This is a genomic window from Arthrobacter bambusae, from assembly GCF_030812595.1.
Lineage (GTDB): Bacteria > Actinomycetota > Actinomycetes > Actinomycetales > Micrococcaceae > Arthrobacter > Arthrobacter bambusae_B.
Genome location: NZ_JAUSSZ010000008.1, coordinates 1 through 16,263, shown reverse-complemented (window position 1 = coordinate 16,263; position 16,263 = coordinate 1). Strand labels below are relative to the sequence as shown.

Sequence of the window (16,263 nt, the reverse complement as noted above, 5' to 3'; positions counted from 1 at the left end):
TGGATGGTTATTGAGGGTTTAGGCACGGATTTAGGCAACGGTTTAGGCAAGGGTGGACGAGCATGGACATCGAACACAAACAACTGGTCCAACTGCTCCCGTTGCTGCCACTGCTTGCCGGGCTTGGCCGGACAGAGCATGTCACCGAGACGGCAGAGCTGCTTGGAGTGCCCCAATCGACGGTGAGCCGGGCCCTGGCCCGGGCGAGCGCCGTCGTCGGGACCGAGCTCGTTATCCGTGAAGGCCGAGGCGTCCGCCTCACCCCCGCAGCGAAGACGCTGCTTCCCTACATCGAAGCGGCGCTCGCGGAATTCCAGGCGGGACTGGACGTGGTCCGCCACGAATCCGAGGTTGTCCGCGGCCGCATCGCAGTGACCTTCCAACACACTTTCGGCGAGGCCACGTTGCCCCTGCTCATGAGTGCGTTCCGGAGCCGTCATCCCTCCACGGCATTCGAGCTCAGCCAAGGAGCGCGTGCTGCCTGCCTCGAATTGCTCATTGCCGGTGACGCGGACTTCGCCTTGACGGCACCTGTGGCAGCTCCGGGCAGGAACCTCGGCTCAGCGGCGCTGTATCGCGAGCCGTTGCGGCTGGTGCTCCATCACCGCCATCCGATGGCCGGACGGCCCAGCGTTCGGCTCGTCGAGCTCAAGCACGAGCCGTTCGTCTCGATGGGACCGGGTTTCGGCTTACGCTCGCTTACCGACGCGATCTTCCGGGATGCGGGTTTTCGCCCGAGGATCGCCTTCGAGAGCCAGGATTCGCACACCATTCGCGGGCTCGTGTCCGCGGGATTGGGCTACAGCATCCTGCCGCCAGGGGGACTGGGGCCCGGGCCGCAAGGGGTCCTGGATTCCACGGACTTGGGGTGGGTGGAGGTATCCCTCGACTCGGAACTCGCGTACCGGGAGATAGGGATTGCCTGGCGTGAAGGGCGCAAGGAACCCGACCCCGTCAGGCTTTTCCGCGAACTGGTGCTTTCCGAAGGGCCCGGACTTCTCGCTGGCCTTGTCAGAGCGCGATCCGGAACCCAATAGAAGCACCCGGTACCCCCGCGCTAGGCTTTTGGACGTGGAGACTGCAGAGAACACGAACCCCGGACCCGACGACGGATCGGCCGCGGACGGCGCCGTGGCCGCTCCCCGGGAACAACTGCGCGCTCGCGGCGCCGTCCCGGTGACGGTCATCGGGCTCGACATCGGTGGCAGCAAGACCCGCGGCGTCCGCTTCGAGGACGGCAAACCGGTCCGCGACGAAAGCACCGGCAGCTCCAATGTCCAGAACGTGAGCCGGGAAACTGCGGCCAGGAATCTCGCCGAGCTCTTCGCCATGATCGGTGGCGGCGACGTGGACCGCGTGCTTGCCGGAGCCGGTGGAATCGACACCGACGCCGATGCCCGGGCCCTCGCCGAGCTGATCGAACCCCATGTTCCGGGCGCACAGGTCACGGTGGTCCACGATTCCCGGCTCCTGCTGGCGGCAGGCGGGGCCAGCACGGGCGTGGCTGTCATCGCCGGGACGGGATCCGCGGCCTGGGGAAAGAATGCCCAAGGCGAAGAAGCCCGTGCCGGCGGCTGGGGCTTTCTCCTCGGCGATGAAGGCAGCGGTTACTGGCTGGGACGCGAAGCAGTGCGTCACAGCCTCCGCCGGATGAACAAAGGGCTGGATCCCGATGGCCTCACAGCGGCACTCTTGGAATCCTGCGGGGTGGACGACCCCAACAAACTCATCGCACTGTTCCACTCGGAGGACACCGACCGGCGGTACTGGGCCCAGCGCGCAAGCGCCGTGATCGAGACTGCGCGGGAAGGGCTCGAGATCAGCCGCCAACTGCTGGACCAAGCAGGACGGGACCTCGCGGAACTGGCGGCACAGGCCGTTCGCCAACTGGGCCTCCCCGGACCGGTAATCCTGGGGGGCGGGCTCGGGATGAACGTGGAGCCCTTGCAGTCGGCTTTCCGGACGGGACTGGCCGCACACGGGATCACCGATGTGCGGGTCCTGGACCAGGAGCCGGTCTTTGGTGTGCTGCGGATTCTCTCGGAGCTGCCGTAGCCGATCACTGGCTCATAGGCGACGCGCAAACGGACGGCGGACATAGAGACAGACCGGCGACACGCGGATACTGGTGTCGCACCACCTTCTATGTGTCGCCGATCCTTTTGGGTGTCGTGGATCCTTAGTTCTTAGCCGCTAGCCCTGTTCCGGGACCTCGGCTTGAGCTGGACCCCCGGCATCGGCGGTGCAGGGATGCGTCCGGCTTCAGCTCCGGCGTCGGGCCCGTGGCCGTGGATCCAGCCGAATCGCGCGGTGCGGGCCTCCTCGTCGCTGAGGAGCGACTGGGCTTCCCAATCCTCGCGGGCCTGCTCCACTTCCTCGTGCGTCCGGCCGACGAAGTTCCACCACATCAGGATGTCCTCTTCGAAGGGTTCGCCCCCCAGAAGCATGAAGCGGGTTCCAGGCGAAGCATCGAGTTCCAGCGTTTTACGCCCCGTGCCAAGGAATGCCAGCGGTCCCGGTTCGATGATCTGGCCGTCGATCACCACCGAGCCGTCGAGAACGAGGACCGCATGCTCAAAGGCCGGGTCCAGCGGAAGGTCGACTGCACCGGATGCTGAGACCTCGACGCCGACGATCGGGCTGTACATGACCGCAGGGGAGCGTTGCCCGGCGAACTCGCCCACCAGCACCGTTGCCGTGAAGTCGTGACCGACAACAACCGGCAGGTCGACGACCTGTTGGAACGACGGCGCCTGGTGCCTTACGGCGTCGGGCAAAGCAACCCACAACTGGAGGCCCCGGGACGGCGGAAGGAGTGCTGAGTCGTCCGGCGCGTCCGCGCGAAGCCCTGCTGGCAGGACGCCGAACTCGGAATGCGAAATTCCGCGGCCGGCCGTCATGATGTTCAACTGCCCGGGACGGACCACCACGTCGCTGCCGACGCTGTCGCGGTGCCGCACCTCGCCCAGGAGAGGCCATGTGACCGTCTGCAGGCCCATGTGCGGGTGCGGAAGGACGCTCATCACGACGCGGTCCGGGCCAAAGCTGTCCAGGAAGCACCACGCTCCTACCGTGGGCATTCCGCGCTGGGGGAGTGTGCGGGAGACGTTCATGGCCCGCACGCCGCCCAGGGGAACCTCGCGGGCCGGCCAGAGCTGCACAAATGGTCCTTGCCCGGGATGTCCGGCCGGGCAGACTTCCTGCGCCGGGGCCGTTTCCAAGTTGGTCACAATACACTCCATGTGCTGAACAATGTTCCTCCCAGCTTAGGCCTAGGCTGGCTCCATGAGCATCCAGTTCGACACCCGACCGGCCGCGTACGGAGTGGTCATCCGCGACAGCGCAATCCTTCTGGCCTATTGGAAGCAAGACGGCAGAGAAGGCTGGACCCTTCCCGGGGGAGGCCTGGACCTGGGGGAACATCCCGTCGACGGTTGCCGCCGCGAGATCCAGGAGGAAACCGGGTACGACGCCGACATCGGAGCGATGCTGGGCATCGACGTCGGTCACTGGCCGGGCGAGGAGCGGCTGGACGGGTCCGACCGCGATTTCCAGGCAATCCGGTTGGTATACGAGGCAAGCATCACCGGCGGCGAGTTGACCCACGAGATAGATGGCAGCACTACCCACGCCGCGTGGGTCCCGCTGGCCAAGGTTCCCGGACTGAAACGGGTGTCCTTGGTGGACATCGGCCTCCGCCTGCACAGTGAGCGGCCCCTCAACGGCAAATTGCGGACGCCGTGAGCATTGCCGATTCATTACGGTCTTCGCGCCTGCGCTGACATCGTCGGTGGTGCTGGTTAGGCTGTAGAACATCAGTTCGCTGTTGTTTGACTTACATCGTTGATATTTGCGGCCCAAAAGTTAGGTAAGCCCCGGAATGGCTGAAGCCATGATTGAGTTCCAGAGCGTCACCAAGCAGTATCAGGGCGGACAACCCGCTGTTGATGGATTGAGCATGTCCATCGACAAGGGCGCCATCACCGTATTCGTCGGACCCTCGGGCTGCGGAAAGACCACTTCCCTGCGGATGATCAACCGGATGGTGGAACCGACCTCGGGCACCATCACCGTTGCCGGCAAGGATGTTTCCCACGAACCGGCTGCCCAGTTGCGTCGCTCGATGGGTTACGTCATGCAGTCCTCGGGGCTCATGCCGCACCGTTCGGTGCTGGACAACATTGCCACTGTGCCGCGGCTCAACGGCGTTTCCCGGGCGGCAGCCCGCAAACGCGCGGAAGAGCTGCTCGACGTCGTCGGGCTGGCTTCGGCGCTCGGCAAACGGTACCCTTCCCAACTGTCCGGCGGCCAGCAGCAGCGCGTCGGTGTTGCGCGTGCCCTCGCGGCCGACCCGCCCGTACTGCTCATGGATGAGCCCTTCAGCGCCGTGGACCCCGTGGTCCGCGACGAACTCCAGCAGGAACTCCTCCGGCTCCAGCGCGAACTGGCCAAGACAATTGTCTTCGTCACCCACGATATCGATGAGGCCACAGTCCTCGGCGACAAAGTGGCTGTCTTCGCCGTCGGAGGCAAGCTCGCGCAATACGCGGCACCCGAAGAGATCCTCCGGGCGCCCGCCAATGACTTTGTAGCCTCGTTCGTGGGCCGTGACAGGGGATTCCGGCACCTTGCCTTCAACGGCGCGGATGGTGTTCCCGTGCATTCGGTCAAGACGGTGGAGGCCCCGCAAGTTCCCGAGGGCAGCAGCGAATGGGCTGTAGTGCTCGACGGTGACTCCCGGCCCCTGGGATGGGCCTCGCCGCGCGACGGCGCCGGGCTGATTCCGGGAGGCTCCCTGTTCCGGCGCGGGGATACGCTCCGCCGGGCGCTGGACGCTGCTTTGTCCTCGCCTTCGGGCCTTGGCGTGGTCGTGGACGACAATGGCAGGCTCGCCGGCGTGCTCAAAGCCGATGAAGTGCTGGCGCTCATAGAAGAGACCCGGCACAACCGGGAGGACGCCCCCTGATGGAATGGTTCCTGGCGAACAGCAGCACGGTCTTCGAACGGGCAGGCGAGCACCTGGTCCTGGCTTTGATTCCGATGGTGCTGGGCCTGCTCATTGCGGTGCCTTTGGGGCAACTTGCCCGGCGCAACCGCACCCTCAGGGCCGTTGTCACCACGGGGAGTTCCCTGCTGTACACCATTCCTTCCCTGGCTCTTTTCATCATTCTGCCGCCGATCCTTGGAACCCGGATCCTGGATCCGCTCAATGTGGTGGTTGCCCTCACCCTCTATGCCGTCGCCCTGCTGGTGCGCGCAGCCATGGACGCCTTCGATTCCGTGGACGACGATCTCCGCATGGCAGCGGTATCCATGGGATTCAAGCCGACCGCACGCTTCCTGCAGATCGACCTTCCGCTTTCCTTGCCCGTGCTTTTTGCGGGCCTGCGTGTGGTGTCCGTCAGCAATATCTCCCTCGTCAGCGTCGCCGCGCTCTTGGGGGTCGGAAACCTGGGAATCTTGTTCACCGACGGTCTGCAGCGGGCCTTCGTCACCGAAGTGGTGGTAGGCATCATCGCCATTCTTCTGCTGGCCCTCATTATGGACACAGTCCTGGTTCTGCTCGAGAAGCTGCTGACACCTTGGACCCGCGCTGGTGCGGTCCACGCCAAGCAAGATGCCAAGGCAGCGCAGTTCATCGCCGATGCCAGGGTCCATGCGGAGGCAGGCCGATGAGCAACATTTTCGTTGACACGTTAGCGTGGCTCACGGATCCCGAGCACTGGTCCGGAAGCGACGGAATCGCCACGAGGCTCCTGGAACACCTGCAGTATTCCGGGCTGGTCCTGGTGATTGCCGCGGCTATTGCCGTGCCGTTGGGGCTCTTCATCGGCCACACCGGACACGGGCGCGTCGTTGCTGTCGCGTTCGCCGGCGCGCTGCGGGCCCTCCCCACGCTTGGCCTCCTTGTCCTCTTTGCCCTGTTGGCTGGAAGCGGACTCATGCCTCCCGTCTGGGCTCTGGTCATCCTGACGGTGCCGCCCCTCCTGGCCGGTACCTACGCCGGGATTTCCAGCGTGGAGCCAACGGTGGTGGACGGAGCCCGGGCCATGGGCATGACAGAACTTCAGATCTTGTTCCGCGTGGAACTGCCCAACGGGCTTCAGGTCATGTTCGGCGGCATCCGCACGGCGGTCCTCCAGGTCATCGCAACGGTCTCCGTGGTGGCATACCTTCCGCTGGGAGGTTTGGGACGTTATCTTTTTGACGGATTGGTCCTCCAGGACTTCCCCCGCATGCTCGGCGGGTCACTGCTCATCGCGGCGCTGGCAATCGTCGTCGACCTCATTCTGGCCATGGTGCAGAGGGTCCTCCTCCCGCCCGGACTTTCCATCGATTCCCACGGCGGCCACAAGGCCGCCGGAGATCTCGCAGCCGCCGCACCGGCGGGGGCTGCCGTTCAAGGAGGTACCGCATGAAACAAACTGTCACCCTGACCCGCCGCGGGCTCGGCGGCCTAGCGGCCGGGGTCGGCGTCGCGCTTGCCCTGAGCGCATGTGGCGGCAGCCCGCTGTCCAGCCCGTCCACCAACGCCGCCTCGGGCGCCGGCGGCTCGCTCACCGTGGGCTCGGCAGATTTCCCCGAGAGCCAGGTTATTGCCGAAATCTATGCCGGAGCATTGAACGCCGCCGGCGTCACCGCCACGACCAAGCCCAATATCGGATCCCGCGAAATCTACTTCAAGGCCGTCCAGGACGGTTCAATCGATCTCGCCCCCGACTATTCCGGCAACCTGCTGTCCTACCTGGACACCAACGCCCCGCAGGTTTCGGCCGACGACGTCTACAAGGCATTGCCCGGGAAGCTTCCACAGGGCCTGGGAGTGCTCGATCCCGCAAAGGCTGAAGACAAGGACGCCATGGTTGTCACGAAGGCCACGGCGGAGAAGTACAACCTCAAGTCGATCGTGGACCTCGCCAAGGTCTGTGGCGACTTCACGATCGCAGCACCGGCAACCTTTGAGACCCGTGCCTACGGGCTCCCGGGCCTCAAGGCCAACTACAACTGCGTGCTCAAGGGCCTGAAGCCGTTCAGCGACGGCGGCGGGAACCTCACGCTGCAGGCCCTCTTGTCGAATGACGTCCAGGTTGCCGACATCTACACCACGACTCCGTCCATCCAGGACAACGCCCTGGTGGTCTTGGATGACCCCAAGAACAACTTCAAGGCCCAGCAGGTCCTCCCGCTGTACAACATGGCCAAGATGACCGACAAGGCGAAGTCAGCCCTCAACAATGTATCCAAGCTCCTGACCACGGATGACCTCATCAACCTCAACCGCTCGGTCAGCGGCAACCAGAAGCAGAACCCCAAGGACGCCGCAGCCGCCTGGCTCAAGGACAAAGGGATTGTGAAGTAAGTCCCCTGTTACGAACGACGGCGGCGAGGAACCTTTGGTGCCTTGCCGCCGTCGTCGTTGGGGCTTCGCCGCCGCCGCAGTGAGTGTGAGTGATGTCTCAACTGAAGTACATCCCCTGTATGGCATATTTGATGAATGGCAGAATTCAAGCAGTCCACCAAGCTTCATAATGTCCTTTACGACATCCGTGGACCGATTCTTCAGGCCGCCCAGCAGATGGAGGCAGAGGGTCACCGCATCCTCAAACTGAATATCGGAAACCCGGCTCCGTTCGGATTTGAAGCGCCGGACGCGATTTTGGTGGACATGATCCGCCACCTGCCCCACGCCCAGGGGTATAGCGATTCCCGGGGAATTTTCTCGGCCCGCACCGCTGTCTCCCAGTACTACCAGACCCGGGGCATCCAAAACATCCACGTTGACGACATTTACCTCGGCAACGGGGTGAGCGAACTCATCACCATGTCGCTCATGGCTTTGCTGGAAGCGGGAGATGAGATTCTCGTTCCTACCCCCGATTACCCGCTCTGGACCGCCTCGGTGGCACTGGCCGGCGGGCGTCCTGTCCACTATTTGTGCGACGAAGAATCGGGGTGGCAGCCGGACCTTGGGGACATGGAATCCAAGATCACGCCTCGAACCAAGGGCATCGTGGTCATCAACCCCAACAACCCTACGGGTGCCGTGTACCCGGAGGAGACCCTCAAGAAGATCGTTGCCCTGGCTGAAAAGCACGGCCTTGTGGTGTTTGCCGATGAGATCTACGAGAAGATCCTCTACGAAGACGCTGTCCACGTGAATCTTGCCGGGCTCACCGGCGACGACGTCCTTTGCCTGACGTTCAGCGGATTGTCCAAGGCCTACCGGGTGTGTGGCTACCGTGCCGGTTGGATGGCAATCTCCGGTCCCAAGAAAGACGCCGCGGACTACCTCGAGGGCATCAACCTGCTGGCCAACATGCGCCTGTGCGCCAACGTGCCGGCACAGCATGCCATCCAGACGGCCCTCGGCGGCCACCAAAGCATCAACGATCTCATCCTGCCCGGCGGCAGGCTCCTCGAACAGCGGAACAAGGCCTACGACCTGCTTAATGCCATCCCGGGCGTGAGCACACAACAGGCCAGGGGAGCCCTCTACCTGTTCCCGAAGCTCGACCCCGAGGTGTACAGCATCCGCGACGATGAGAAGTTCGTCCTCGACCTACTCAGGGAACAAAAGATCCTCGTCTCGCACGGCCGGGCGTTCAACTGGGTTCGTCCTGACCACTTCCGCATGGTGACGCTGCCGAACGTCAAGGATATTGAAGAAGCGATCGGCCGCATGGCGGACTTCCTCGGGCGGTACCAAGGCAACTAGCCTGTTGTGCAAGCCGCGAGGAATGCAGCCTGACCAAAGGGGACATCGACATGGCCGGCATCAAGGAGTTCACTAGGCAGGTATCCGCGATCTTGAAGGCCGGTCCCGGTTTCTCGTTGGAGGCCGTAGACCCCGAATCGACGCCCGGGTACAAGGGGAAGAAGCCTGACGGCGTCGCTTTGCTGGAAGCGCAGGACGGCCGTTTGGATGTCCTGCAGGAGATGCTCTTCGCCGAGGGAAAATTCGGCAGCTCCAAACGGGTGCTGTTGATCCTGCAGGCTATGGACACCGCAGGCAAAGGCGGGATCGTTGAGCACGTCGTGGGATCGATGGACCCCCAGGGAGTCAAGGTTGTTCCGTTCAAGGCTCCGACTGATGAGGAGAAGGTGCACGATTTCCTGTGGCGCGTCGAAAGGGCACTGCCCGGCCCTGGGATCGTCGGGGTTTTTGACCGCTCCCACTACGAGGACGTGCTGATACACCGCGTGCACGGTTGGGCCAATGAAGCTGAACTGGAACGGCGCTATGCAGCCATCAACGAGTTCGAGGCGCGCCTTGCCGAACAAGGCACGACGATCGTCAAGGTCATGCTCAACATCAGCCGTGACGAACAAAAAACGCGCCTGCTGGCGCGATTGGATGACCCGTCCAAGCACTGGAAGTACAACACGAGCGATCTGAAGGAACGCGCCCTTTGGGATTCCTACATGGAGGCCTACCAGCTGGTGTTCGAGAAAACTTCAACCGATGTGGCGCCCTGGTATGTGGTTCCGGCGAACAAGAAATGGTTTGCGAGGATCGCTGTCCAGGAGCTTCTGCTCGAAGCCCTCGGGAAGCTGGACCTGAGATGGCCGAAAGCCGAGTTTGACGTAGCGGCCGAACGGGCCTTGGCCGTCGAATCCTAAGGGGCCGGCGGTACGTCCTCGCTGTTGTTCCGGGCCGCGGCCAGCCTTCTGCGGGCACCCTCGAGCCACTCTTCGCAGCGCTGTGCCAAAGCCTCGCCGCGTTCCCAGAGGGCGAGTGATTCCTCAAGGCTTGCTCCGCCGGCTTCCAGGCGGCCAACCACGGCCATTAGCTGCTCGCGGGCTTCCTCATAGTTGAGAGCGTCCAGGTTCTCGGCGGAAGCCTGCGCCGCGGGCGTGTGTTCTGTAGTCATTTCTCAGTCCTCGTTTTGCGGATGCTTGTTGGTGTTTGCTGGGGTGCCTGCAGCTCCGGACGATAGGCAGCTCCGGACGATACGGCAGCTCCGGACGATTCGGCGGGTCCGGACGATACGGCAGCTCCGGACGATTCGGCGGGTCCGGACGATACCGCAGCAAGGCGGCCTTCCGCCAACCGGAGCGTCAGTCCAGTGCCGTCAGGGGCCTGGTCCGGGCTCCGGACGACTCCGTGGCCCGCGCCGTCCGCGCCTGCAAGCTGGACGACGGCGTACCCGCGGTCGAGCGTCTTTTGGGGAGACAACGCCCTCACTTGGGCGCGGAGGTGGTGCACTTGGTCAAGTGCGCGGATCACTGCGGAACTTACCGCCGTGTGGGCATGCTTCCGGAGCCGTTCGACGTCCTCTTCCCGTACCGTGACCATTCTCTCGGGGGAGGCCAACACCGGGCGGGACCTGAGCGCGTGGAGCCGGTCCGTTTCGCGATCCACCAGGCGTCCCACGCCGCGGCGTAGCTGCTCGCGGGCCTGCCGCACACTCGCCAGTTCCTCGGCGACGTCAGGAACGATCCTTTTTGCGGCATCGGTGGGAGTAGATGCACGAAGGTCTGCCACGTCGTCCAGGATGGGGTGGTCGGCCTCATGGCCAATCGCACTGACCACCGGAGTAGTCGCACTGGATACCGCCCGGACCAGTTCTTCGTTGCTGAACGGAAGCAGATCTTCCAGGGCTCCGCCGCCACGGGCGATCACGATCACATCAACGCGCGGATCGGCGTCGAGTTCCTTGAGCGCAGCCAGGATCTGGCTGACCGCGGTGACGCCCTGGACCGCGACCTCGCGGACGGCGAATTCGACGGCGGGCCAGCGAAGTGCCGCATTGCGAAGTACGTCTTTCTTTGCGTCCGAATCGCGGCCGGTGATGAGTCCGATCCGGTGGGGTAGCAGGGGGAGGCGCTTCTTCCTCGCCTCGGAAAACAACCCTTCAGCGCCAAGGGCCTGGCGCAAGCGCTCGATCCTCGCGAGGAGATCGCCAAGGCCGACCGGACGGATGTCCTTGATCGACATATTAAGCCGACCGGTCTTGAGCCAGAATTCCGGTTTCACCAAAGCCACTACGCGTGAGCCACGCTCCAGCGGCACCTTCTGGCGGTCCATGACGTTGGACCACAGCGACCCGGGCAAGGAGATTTCAGCGTCGGTGTCCCGCAGCGTCACGAAAGCGCTGCCGCCCCGGCGATTGAGTTCGATGACCTGGCCTTCGATCCACGCGGCCGGGGCACGTTCTATGTGGGTCTTCAGCTTGCGGGAGAGCAGCTGCAGCGGCCAGGGATTGTCGGGACTTGTCTCCGACGCTGTCGCAGGCAGGGTTGACTCGGTCTTTGTGGATTCAACCCCGGCGGACTCTGCTTCCGAGGATCCCGGGTTCGGGAATCCGGAAATCGGCAACGCACGCGGCGTCCCGCCGGGCACGGCATCATAGGACACGCGTGTAGCCTCCTGTTGGTGGCTGGTGCATGGTTCCGTCCTCGCTGGTACTTTGCTAAGGGGTGCCGGTAGCACTGCTGGTGAAAAGCCGGCGGCAGGCTTCCAACTCTATCCATACCTTGTAGCATGCATGACTGACATTTACTCGTCGTAGCCCCGCCTGGAACTGCTGCACTCCGAACTTGAGGAATCCATTGCGCACGTTCGTCTCTGCAATCGCAGTGATCTTTGCCCTTCTGCTCACAGCAATCGCCGTCCCGATGGCATGGACGGACGCCAATATCGTCCGGGAAGACGGGTTTGTAGCGCTCACCTCGTCGATCGGAAAGGACCAAGCGTTCCAGGCACGCCTCGCGGCGACCGCCGTGGCTAGCCTTGAATCCAAAATCAACCTTCCGGCGCCAGTGGAACAACTTGGCGCTTCGTTCCTCAAGGACGCGGCCACCGCAATGTCCACCTGGCCCGAATACCCACAAGCGTGGAATGAAACGCTACGCCGGAGCCACCAACTGAATTTCGCAGGCGACGCCGGCTCCGGGAACTCGACTTCCGGGACGTCATTGGTGCTCGACGTCGGGCCCTTGGCCAAGCTCGCGGCGGACCGGCTGCATACGGCAACCGGCCTTCCCATTCCGACGCCGGATTCCACCTTGATCAACATCGGGGGTCCCGCGCAACGCCAGCAGGTAGACGCGATCTCCGCGTACGCGCCGATGTGGTGGATTCCCGCCCTCGGCGCCATGTTGCTGTTTGCCCTGGGGTTGCTTGCCGCGAAGCGCAAAGGCCCGCTCCTCTTGTTCACTGGACTGGGATTGGCCGCAGTCGCCGCGGTATGGCAAGCGGCCACGACGGTGCTGAAGGGCGCTGGCGATGCTGGCCTGGGCGGAACCGCCACAGGCGGCCTTTTCGCACGGGAGTTGGTGGCAGCGTCAGTCGACAATTTCAACGGCTGGATAACCGTCGCTTGGATTGCCGCAGGAGTGCTTGCGGTTCTGGGCCTGCTCGGTGTGATTTTCTCACGCAGGACCAGGCCGAGCGGACGGGCGAATGCTGCCGGTAGCATGGAGGGATGACCAGCTCAGCAGTTTCCATCCCGATGCCCTCTGTCCCGCGTAGGCGTCGGACGCCGGAAGAGGTGCTGGCCGCCGCTCCGGTCTCCGGTTCCAAACGGGTCTTGCTGGCGGCGCCCCGCGGATATTGCGCAGGCGTCGACCGCGCAGTCATCGCAGTGGAGAAGGCACTGGAACACTATGGGCCGCCCGTATACGTGCGTAAGCAGATCGTGCATAACGTGCACGTAGTCTCCTCGCTGGAGGAGCAGGGTGCCATCTTCGTCGAAGAGACGGACGAGGTGCCCGAAGGCGCCTTGGTGATCTTCTCCGCCCATGGCGTGTCCCCGGCTGTGGTGCAGTCGGCCGAAGACCGCGGCCTGCGCACCATCGATGCCACCTGCCCCCTCGTCACGAAGGTGCACCGCGAAGCCGTTCGCTTCGCCAAGGAAGACTACGATATTCTCCTCATCGGCCACGATGGTCATGAGGAAGTAGAAGGAACGGCCGGAGAAGCGCCGGAGCACATCCAGATCATCAACGGCCCGCACGAAGTGGACAAGGTCAGCGTGCGCAATCCGGAGAAGACCATCTGGCTTTCGCAGACCACCCTCAGCGTCGACGAGACCATGGAGACCGTACGGATGCTCAAGGAGCGGTTCCCTACGCTTCAGGATCCGCCCAGTGACGACATTTGCTATGCCACCACCAACCGCCAAGTGGCCATCAAGAAGATTGCCCCTCAGGCTGACTTGGTGATCGTGGTGGGATCGGCGAATTCATCCAACTCCGTGCGGCTCGTCGAAGTGGCGCTCGAGTATGGTGCCAAGGCCTCCTACCGTGTCGATTTCGCGAACGAGGTCGACGAGAGCTGGTTCGAGGGCGTTGCCACAGTGGGCGTCACCTCCGGCGCTTCCGTCCCCGAGGTCCTGGTTCAGGACGTTCTGCGCTTGCTTGCGGACTATGGCTACGGTGCGGTTGAAGAGGTGGTGACGGCGGAGGAAGACCTGCTGTTCTCCCTGCCGAAGGAACTGCGCGCCACCCTCAAAGAAGCCGGAGACGTCTCCCGCGCCCTGGGCGGACGTGGGAACCGCCCCAGCTCGTAGTCCGGTCCGGACCCGGTACGCTTCGTAGTCCGGTCCCGGCCCGAGCCACTACGGGACCTGTCTCTGTGGTCCTAGGCGGCGGATTCTCCTTCAATGAGTTCGGGCGCGGCAAGGGTCCGCGGCACTGCTTCCACAGCTGACGGTGACACCAGGCCGTCCGTGTCCATGGAGTTGAGTTTCCGCGCTGTCGGCAAGACGCGCGCTTCGAGCGTTCCGACGAGTGCGTTGTAGCGATCCACCGAAGTCTTCAACGACGAACCCAGTTTGCCTACGTTGTCTCCGAGGGTTCCCATGCGTTCGTACAGCTGCCGGGCGAGTTCGAAGAGTTCCCGGGCGTTGTCCGTCAGGACGTCCTGGCGCCACGTGAAGGCAACCGACTTAAGAACTGCCAACAAAGTGCCGGGAGACGCAAGCACCACGTTCCGGGACAACGCGTGATCCAAAAGCGCCGGGTCCGCCTCGAGTGCGGCGGCCAGGATGGATTCCGCCGGCAGGAAGCAGATCACAAGCTCAGGGGAGTTGCCCGGGATGTCCCAGTACTTCTTGGACCCCAGCGCATCCACGTGGGATTTGAGGGCCTTCGCATGCGCGAGCAGCAAAGCATCCGTTCCATTGCCCACCGGCTGGGTGCCGCTCTCTGCCGGATGCCTGGTGTTGCCCTGTTCCTGGGCGGCGAGGTAGGACGCCAGCGGAACCTTTGCGTCCACCACCAGCTGCTTCCCACCCGGTAACTGGACCACAAGATCAGGCCGGATGGTGCTTTCGGCGGAAGCGGAATGCACCTGCTCCTGAAAATCGACGTGACGCAGCATGCCAGCGGCTTCCACTACCCGGCGCAGCTGGACTTCACCCCACTGGCCCCGGGCGCTGTTGGACCGGAGGGCGGAGGCCAAGGCATGCGTAGAGCGCAGCAATTGCTCATCGGACAGCCGGGCTTCCTGGAGCTGCTGGGCGAGGTGGCCGTACTGCTCCAACCGATCACGCTCCAGAAGGGAGACCTGTTGCTGGACGGCCGTCAGCTTCTCGGCAACGGGGGCGAGAGCACGCAATACGTTGCCGTCCTGGTTCCTGGACTCGTTCAGTTCACGGTTCTGTGACAGCAAAAGGCGCCGCTCGGCGTCGGCCGCTGCAAACTGGGCGTTCACCGAGGCAAGCCGCGCAGAGACGCCGTCGAAATCTTCTTCAAGCGCGGCATTGCGACGCCGGAACAGGACGAACCCGGTCACCAGACCGGCGGCCGCTCCGAGAAGAAGCATGAACAAAGCGAGAATTACTGCGAAACCATCCATGCCACCAACCTTGGCACAGGGGCACGACAATATAGCGAAGCAGGGTCGCAGCGCCCCGGCGTGGGTGCGGGGTTCCCACCGCAAAGCGGACAAGGGCACTCAACGGGTAGAATCAATGCTCGTGGCTCTTACTATTGGCATCGTCGGACTGCCCAACGTCGGCAAATCAACTCTTTTCAACGCACTGACCCGCAACCAGGTGCTGGCCGCGAACTACCCGTTCGCCACCATCGAGCCAAACGTCGGCGTGGTCAACCTGCCGGACCCGCGCCTGCAGAAGTTGGCGGAGGTCTTCGGATCGCAGCGGCTGCTGCCCGCCGTCGTCTCCTTCGTTGACATTGCAGGAATCGTCAAGGGCGCCTCCGAAGGTGAAGGCCTGGGCAACAAGTTCCTCGCGAACATCCGCGAAGCAGAAGCCATCGCCCAAGTCATCCGCGTCTTCGATGACCCCGACGTTGTCCACGTCGACGGCAAAGTCGATCCGCGCTCCGACATTGAGACGATCAACACCGAACTGATCCTGGCCGATCTCCAGACGATCGAAAAGGCCATTCCCCGGATCGAAAAAGAAGTCAAGATCAAGAAGCGGGAGGCCGCGGAACTCGCGGCAATCCTGGCAGCCCAGGCCGTTCTGGAGCGTGGCGACACCATCTTCTCCTCCGTGAAGAGTGACAAACTCGAGATGGAGCACCTCAAGGAACTCAGCCTCCTCACGGCCAAGCCCTTCATCTACGTCTTCAACTCGGACGAAGGAATCCTGGGCAGCCCGGAAAAGCAAGAGGAGCTCCGCGCCATGGTGGCGCCGGCTGACTGCATTTTCCTCGACGCCAAGTTGGAATCCGATCTCGTCGAACTCGACGAAGAAGAAGCCCGCGAGATGCTCGAGATGAACGGCCAGGAGGAATCCGGCCTTGACCAACTGGCGCGCGTCGGGTTCCACACACTGGGACTGCAGACCTACCTGACGGCCGGTCCGAAAGAAGCACGCGCCTGGACGATCCACCAGGGCGATACCGCGCCGCAGGCCGCAGGAGTCATCCACACCGATTTCCAGCGCGGATTCATCAAGGCGGAAGTTGTCTCCTACGATGACCTGATCGACGCCGGATCCATGGCCGAGGCCAAGTCCCGCGGCAAGGTCCGTATTGAAGGCAAGGAATACGTCATGGCCGACGGCGACGTAGTGGAGTTCCGCTTCAACGTGTAGTTATTGATCTCCCTGAGGCCCTTCCGATAGCCGCCAAGAACATGTGTTCTTGGCGGCTATCGCTTTTCATCCGTGTGCGTCAGTACCAGCTTTACGTCTCTCGGAACTGCCCGGAGCTCCTTGATGCCTCATATGGGGATCGGTGGACGGGCACCCGAGTGGGCGGTTTCTAGGGGTCGTTGCAACACCTGTTGGTTAGGTGGTTAGTAGTAAATCACGTAGGCGCTCGGCTGGAGTTTTCCAGCCGAGCGTT

At 63.3% G+C, this 16,263-nt stretch carries 16 protein-coding genes; 12 read left to right on the top strand and 4 right to left on the bottom strand.

Annotated elements, in window-relative coordinates:
* The first annotated feature begins 62 nt into the window (after positions 1-62).
* Positions 63-1,037: a LysR substrate-binding domain-containing protein gene (locus tag J2S96_RS11890; protein WP_306863457.1), complete on the top strand. Its 975-nt coding sequence runs from the start codon at positions 63-65 to the stop codon at positions 1,035-1,037.
* Positions 1,038-1,131: 94 nt separating this feature from the next.
* Positions 1,132-2,055, top strand: coding sequence for an N-acetylglucosamine kinase (locus J2S96_RS11885; RefSeq protein WP_306863951.1), 924 nt, complete (start codon positions 1,132-1,134; stop codon positions 2,053-2,055).
* Between the two features lie 131 nt (positions 2,056-2,186).
* On the opposite strand, the gene J2S96_RS11880 is transcribed toward J2S96_RS11885, so the two are convergent.
* Positions 2,187-3,230 (bottom strand): pirin family protein, encoded by a 1,044-nt coding sequence (locus J2S96_RS11880; RefSeq protein WP_306863455.1) that lies wholly within the window; start codon positions 3,228-3,230, stop codon positions 2,187-2,189.
* A 55-nt stretch (positions 3,231-3,285) separates the two neighbouring features.
* On the opposite strand from J2S96_RS11880, the gene J2S96_RS11875 reads away from it, so the two are divergent.
* From J2S96_RS11875 to J2S96_RS11845, 7 genes are all read left to right on the top strand, one after another.
* A complete protein-coding gene (locus J2S96_RS11875; RefSeq protein WP_306863453.1) occupies positions 3,286-3,744 on the top strand; it encodes an NUDIX hydrolase in 459 nt (152 codons plus the stop codon).
* Positions 3,745-3,880: 136 nt separating this feature from the next.
* On the top strand, positions 3,881-4,966 hold the full coding sequence (locus tag J2S96_RS11870) for an ABC transporter ATP-binding protein (RefSeq protein ID WP_306863451.1): 1,086 nt from the start codon (positions 3,881-3,883) through the stop codon (positions 4,964-4,966).
* Positions 4,966-5,676 carry an ABC transporter permease gene (locus tag J2S96_RS11865; RefSeq protein WP_306863449.1) on the top strand — a complete coding sequence of 237 codons (711 nt, stop codon included), beginning with the start codon at positions 4,966-4,968 and terminating at the stop codon, positions 5,674-5,676. Before J2S96_RS11870 ends, J2S96_RS11865 begins: the two co-directional genes overlap by 1 nt.
* Entirely contained in the window at positions 5,673-6,419 is a 747-nt protein-coding gene (locus J2S96_RS11860) for an ABC transporter permease (RefSeq protein ID WP_306863447.1), read from the top strand. The genes J2S96_RS11865 and J2S96_RS11860 overlap by 4 nt, the downstream gene beginning before the upstream one ends.
* Positions 6,416-7,360, top strand: coding sequence for an ABC transporter substrate-binding protein (locus J2S96_RS11855; RefSeq protein WP_306863445.1), 945 nt, complete (start codon positions 6,416-6,418; stop codon positions 7,358-7,360). Before J2S96_RS11860 ends, J2S96_RS11855 begins: the two co-directional genes overlap by 4 nt.
* A gap of 135 nt (positions 7,361-7,495) precedes the next feature.
* The gene (locus J2S96_RS11850) at positions 7,496-8,716 is read left to right on the top strand and encodes a pyridoxal phosphate-dependent aminotransferase (protein WP_306863440.1); all 1,221 of its coding nucleotides are present in this window, start codon (positions 7,496-7,498) and stop codon (positions 8,714-8,716) included.
* A gap of 50 nt (positions 8,717-8,766) precedes the next feature.
* On the top strand, positions 8,767-9,621 hold the full coding sequence (locus J2S96_RS11845; protein WP_306863438.1) for a polyphosphate kinase 2 family protein: 855 nt from the start codon (positions 8,767-8,769) through the stop codon (positions 9,619-9,621).
* On the opposite strand, the gene J2S96_RS11840 is transcribed toward J2S96_RS11845, so the two are convergent.
* Both J2S96_RS11840 and xseA read right to left on the bottom strand, forming a co-directional pair.
* Positions 9,618-9,872, bottom strand: a complete 255-nt coding sequence (locus tag J2S96_RS11840; RefSeq protein WP_306863436.1) for an exodeoxyribonuclease VII small subunit — start codon at positions 9,870-9,872, stop codon at positions 9,618-9,620. The genes J2S96_RS11845 and J2S96_RS11840 overlap by 4 nt on opposite strands.
* Positions 9,869-11,239, bottom strand: a complete 1,371-nt coding sequence (gene xseA / locus J2S96_RS11835; RefSeq protein ID WP_306863949.1) for an exodeoxyribonuclease VII large subunit — start codon at positions 11,237-11,239, stop codon at positions 9,869-9,871. The genes J2S96_RS11840 and xseA overlap by 4 nt, the downstream gene beginning before the upstream one ends.
* A 302-nt stretch (positions 11,240-11,541) precedes the next feature.
* Between xseA and J2S96_RS11830 the strand changes: the two genes are divergently transcribed.
* Both J2S96_RS11830 and J2S96_RS11825 read left to right on the top strand, forming a co-directional pair.
* Positions 11,542-12,432 carry a hypothetical protein gene (locus J2S96_RS11830; RefSeq protein WP_306863434.1) on the top strand — a complete coding sequence of 297 codons (891 nt, stop codon included), beginning with the start codon at positions 11,542-11,544 and terminating at the stop codon, positions 12,430-12,432.
* Positions 12,429-13,514, top strand: coding sequence for a 4-hydroxy-3-methylbut-2-enyl diphosphate reductase (locus J2S96_RS11825; protein ID WP_306863432.1), 1,086 nt, complete (start codon positions 12,429-12,431; stop codon positions 13,512-13,514). The genes J2S96_RS11830 and J2S96_RS11825 overlap by 4 nt, the downstream gene beginning before the upstream one ends.
* 71 nt (positions 13,515-13,585) lie before the next feature.
* On the opposite strand, the gene J2S96_RS11820 is transcribed toward J2S96_RS11825, so the two are convergent.
* Positions 13,586-14,803 (bottom strand): DNA recombination protein RmuC, encoded by a 1,218-nt coding sequence (locus tag J2S96_RS11820; protein WP_306863429.1) that lies wholly within the window; start codon positions 14,801-14,803, stop codon positions 13,586-13,588.
* Between the two features lie 121 nt (positions 14,804-14,924).
* On the opposite strand from J2S96_RS11820, the gene ychF reads away from it, so the two are divergent.
* Complete coding sequence (ychF, locus tag J2S96_RS11815; protein WP_306863428.1) at positions 14,925-16,010, top strand: redox-regulated ATPase YchF; 1,086 nt, start codon at positions 14,925-14,927, stop codon at positions 16,008-16,010.
* Positions 16,011-16,263: the final 253 nt, after the last annotated feature.

What these genes read in the sequence shown, in the direction of transcription:
- J2S96_RS11840 (WP_306863436.1), bottom strand. Translation starts at nt 9,872, where the DNA reads ATGACTACAGAACACACGCCCGCGGCGCAGGCTTCCGCCGAGAACCTG.
- J2S96_RS11855 (WP_306863445.1), top strand. Translation starts at nt 6,416, where the DNA reads ATGAAACAAACTGTCACCCTGACCCGCCGCGGGCTCGGCGGCCTAGCG.
- J2S96_RS11845 (WP_306863438.1), top strand. Translation starts at nt 8,767, where the DNA reads ATGGCCGGCATCAAGGAGTTCACTAGGCAGGTATCCGCGATCTTGAAG.
- J2S96_RS11875 (WP_306863453.1), top strand. Translation starts at nt 3,286, where the DNA reads ATGAGCATCCAGTTCGACACCCGACCGGCCGCGTACGGAGTGGTCATC.
- J2S96_RS11850 (WP_306863440.1), top strand. Translation starts at nt 7,496, where the DNA reads ATGGCAGAATTCAAGCAGTCCACCAAGCTTCATAATGTCCTTTACGAC.
- J2S96_RS11825 (WP_306863432.1), top strand. Translation starts at nt 12,429, where the DNA reads ATGACCAGCTCAGCAGTTTCCATCCCGATGCCCTCTGTCCCGCGTAGG.
- J2S96_RS11890 (WP_306863457.1), top strand. Translation starts at nt 63, where the DNA reads ATGGACATCGAACACAAACAACTGGTCCAACTGCTCCCGTTGCTGCCA.
- J2S96_RS11870 (WP_306863451.1), top strand. Translation starts at nt 3,881, where the DNA reads ATGGCTGAAGCCATGATTGAGTTCCAGAGCGTCACCAAGCAGTATCAG.
- J2S96_RS11865 (WP_306863449.1), top strand. Translation starts at nt 4,966, where the DNA reads ATGGAATGGTTCCTGGCGAACAGCAGCACGGTCTTCGAACGGGCAGGC.
- J2S96_RS11820 (WP_306863429.1), bottom strand. Translation starts at nt 14,803, where the DNA reads ATGGATGGTTTCGCAGTAATTCTCGCTTTGTTCATGCTTCTTCTCGGA.
- J2S96_RS11860 (WP_306863447.1), top strand. Translation starts at nt 5,673, where the DNA reads ATGAGCAACATTTTCGTTGACACGTTAGCGTGGCTCACGGATCCCGAG.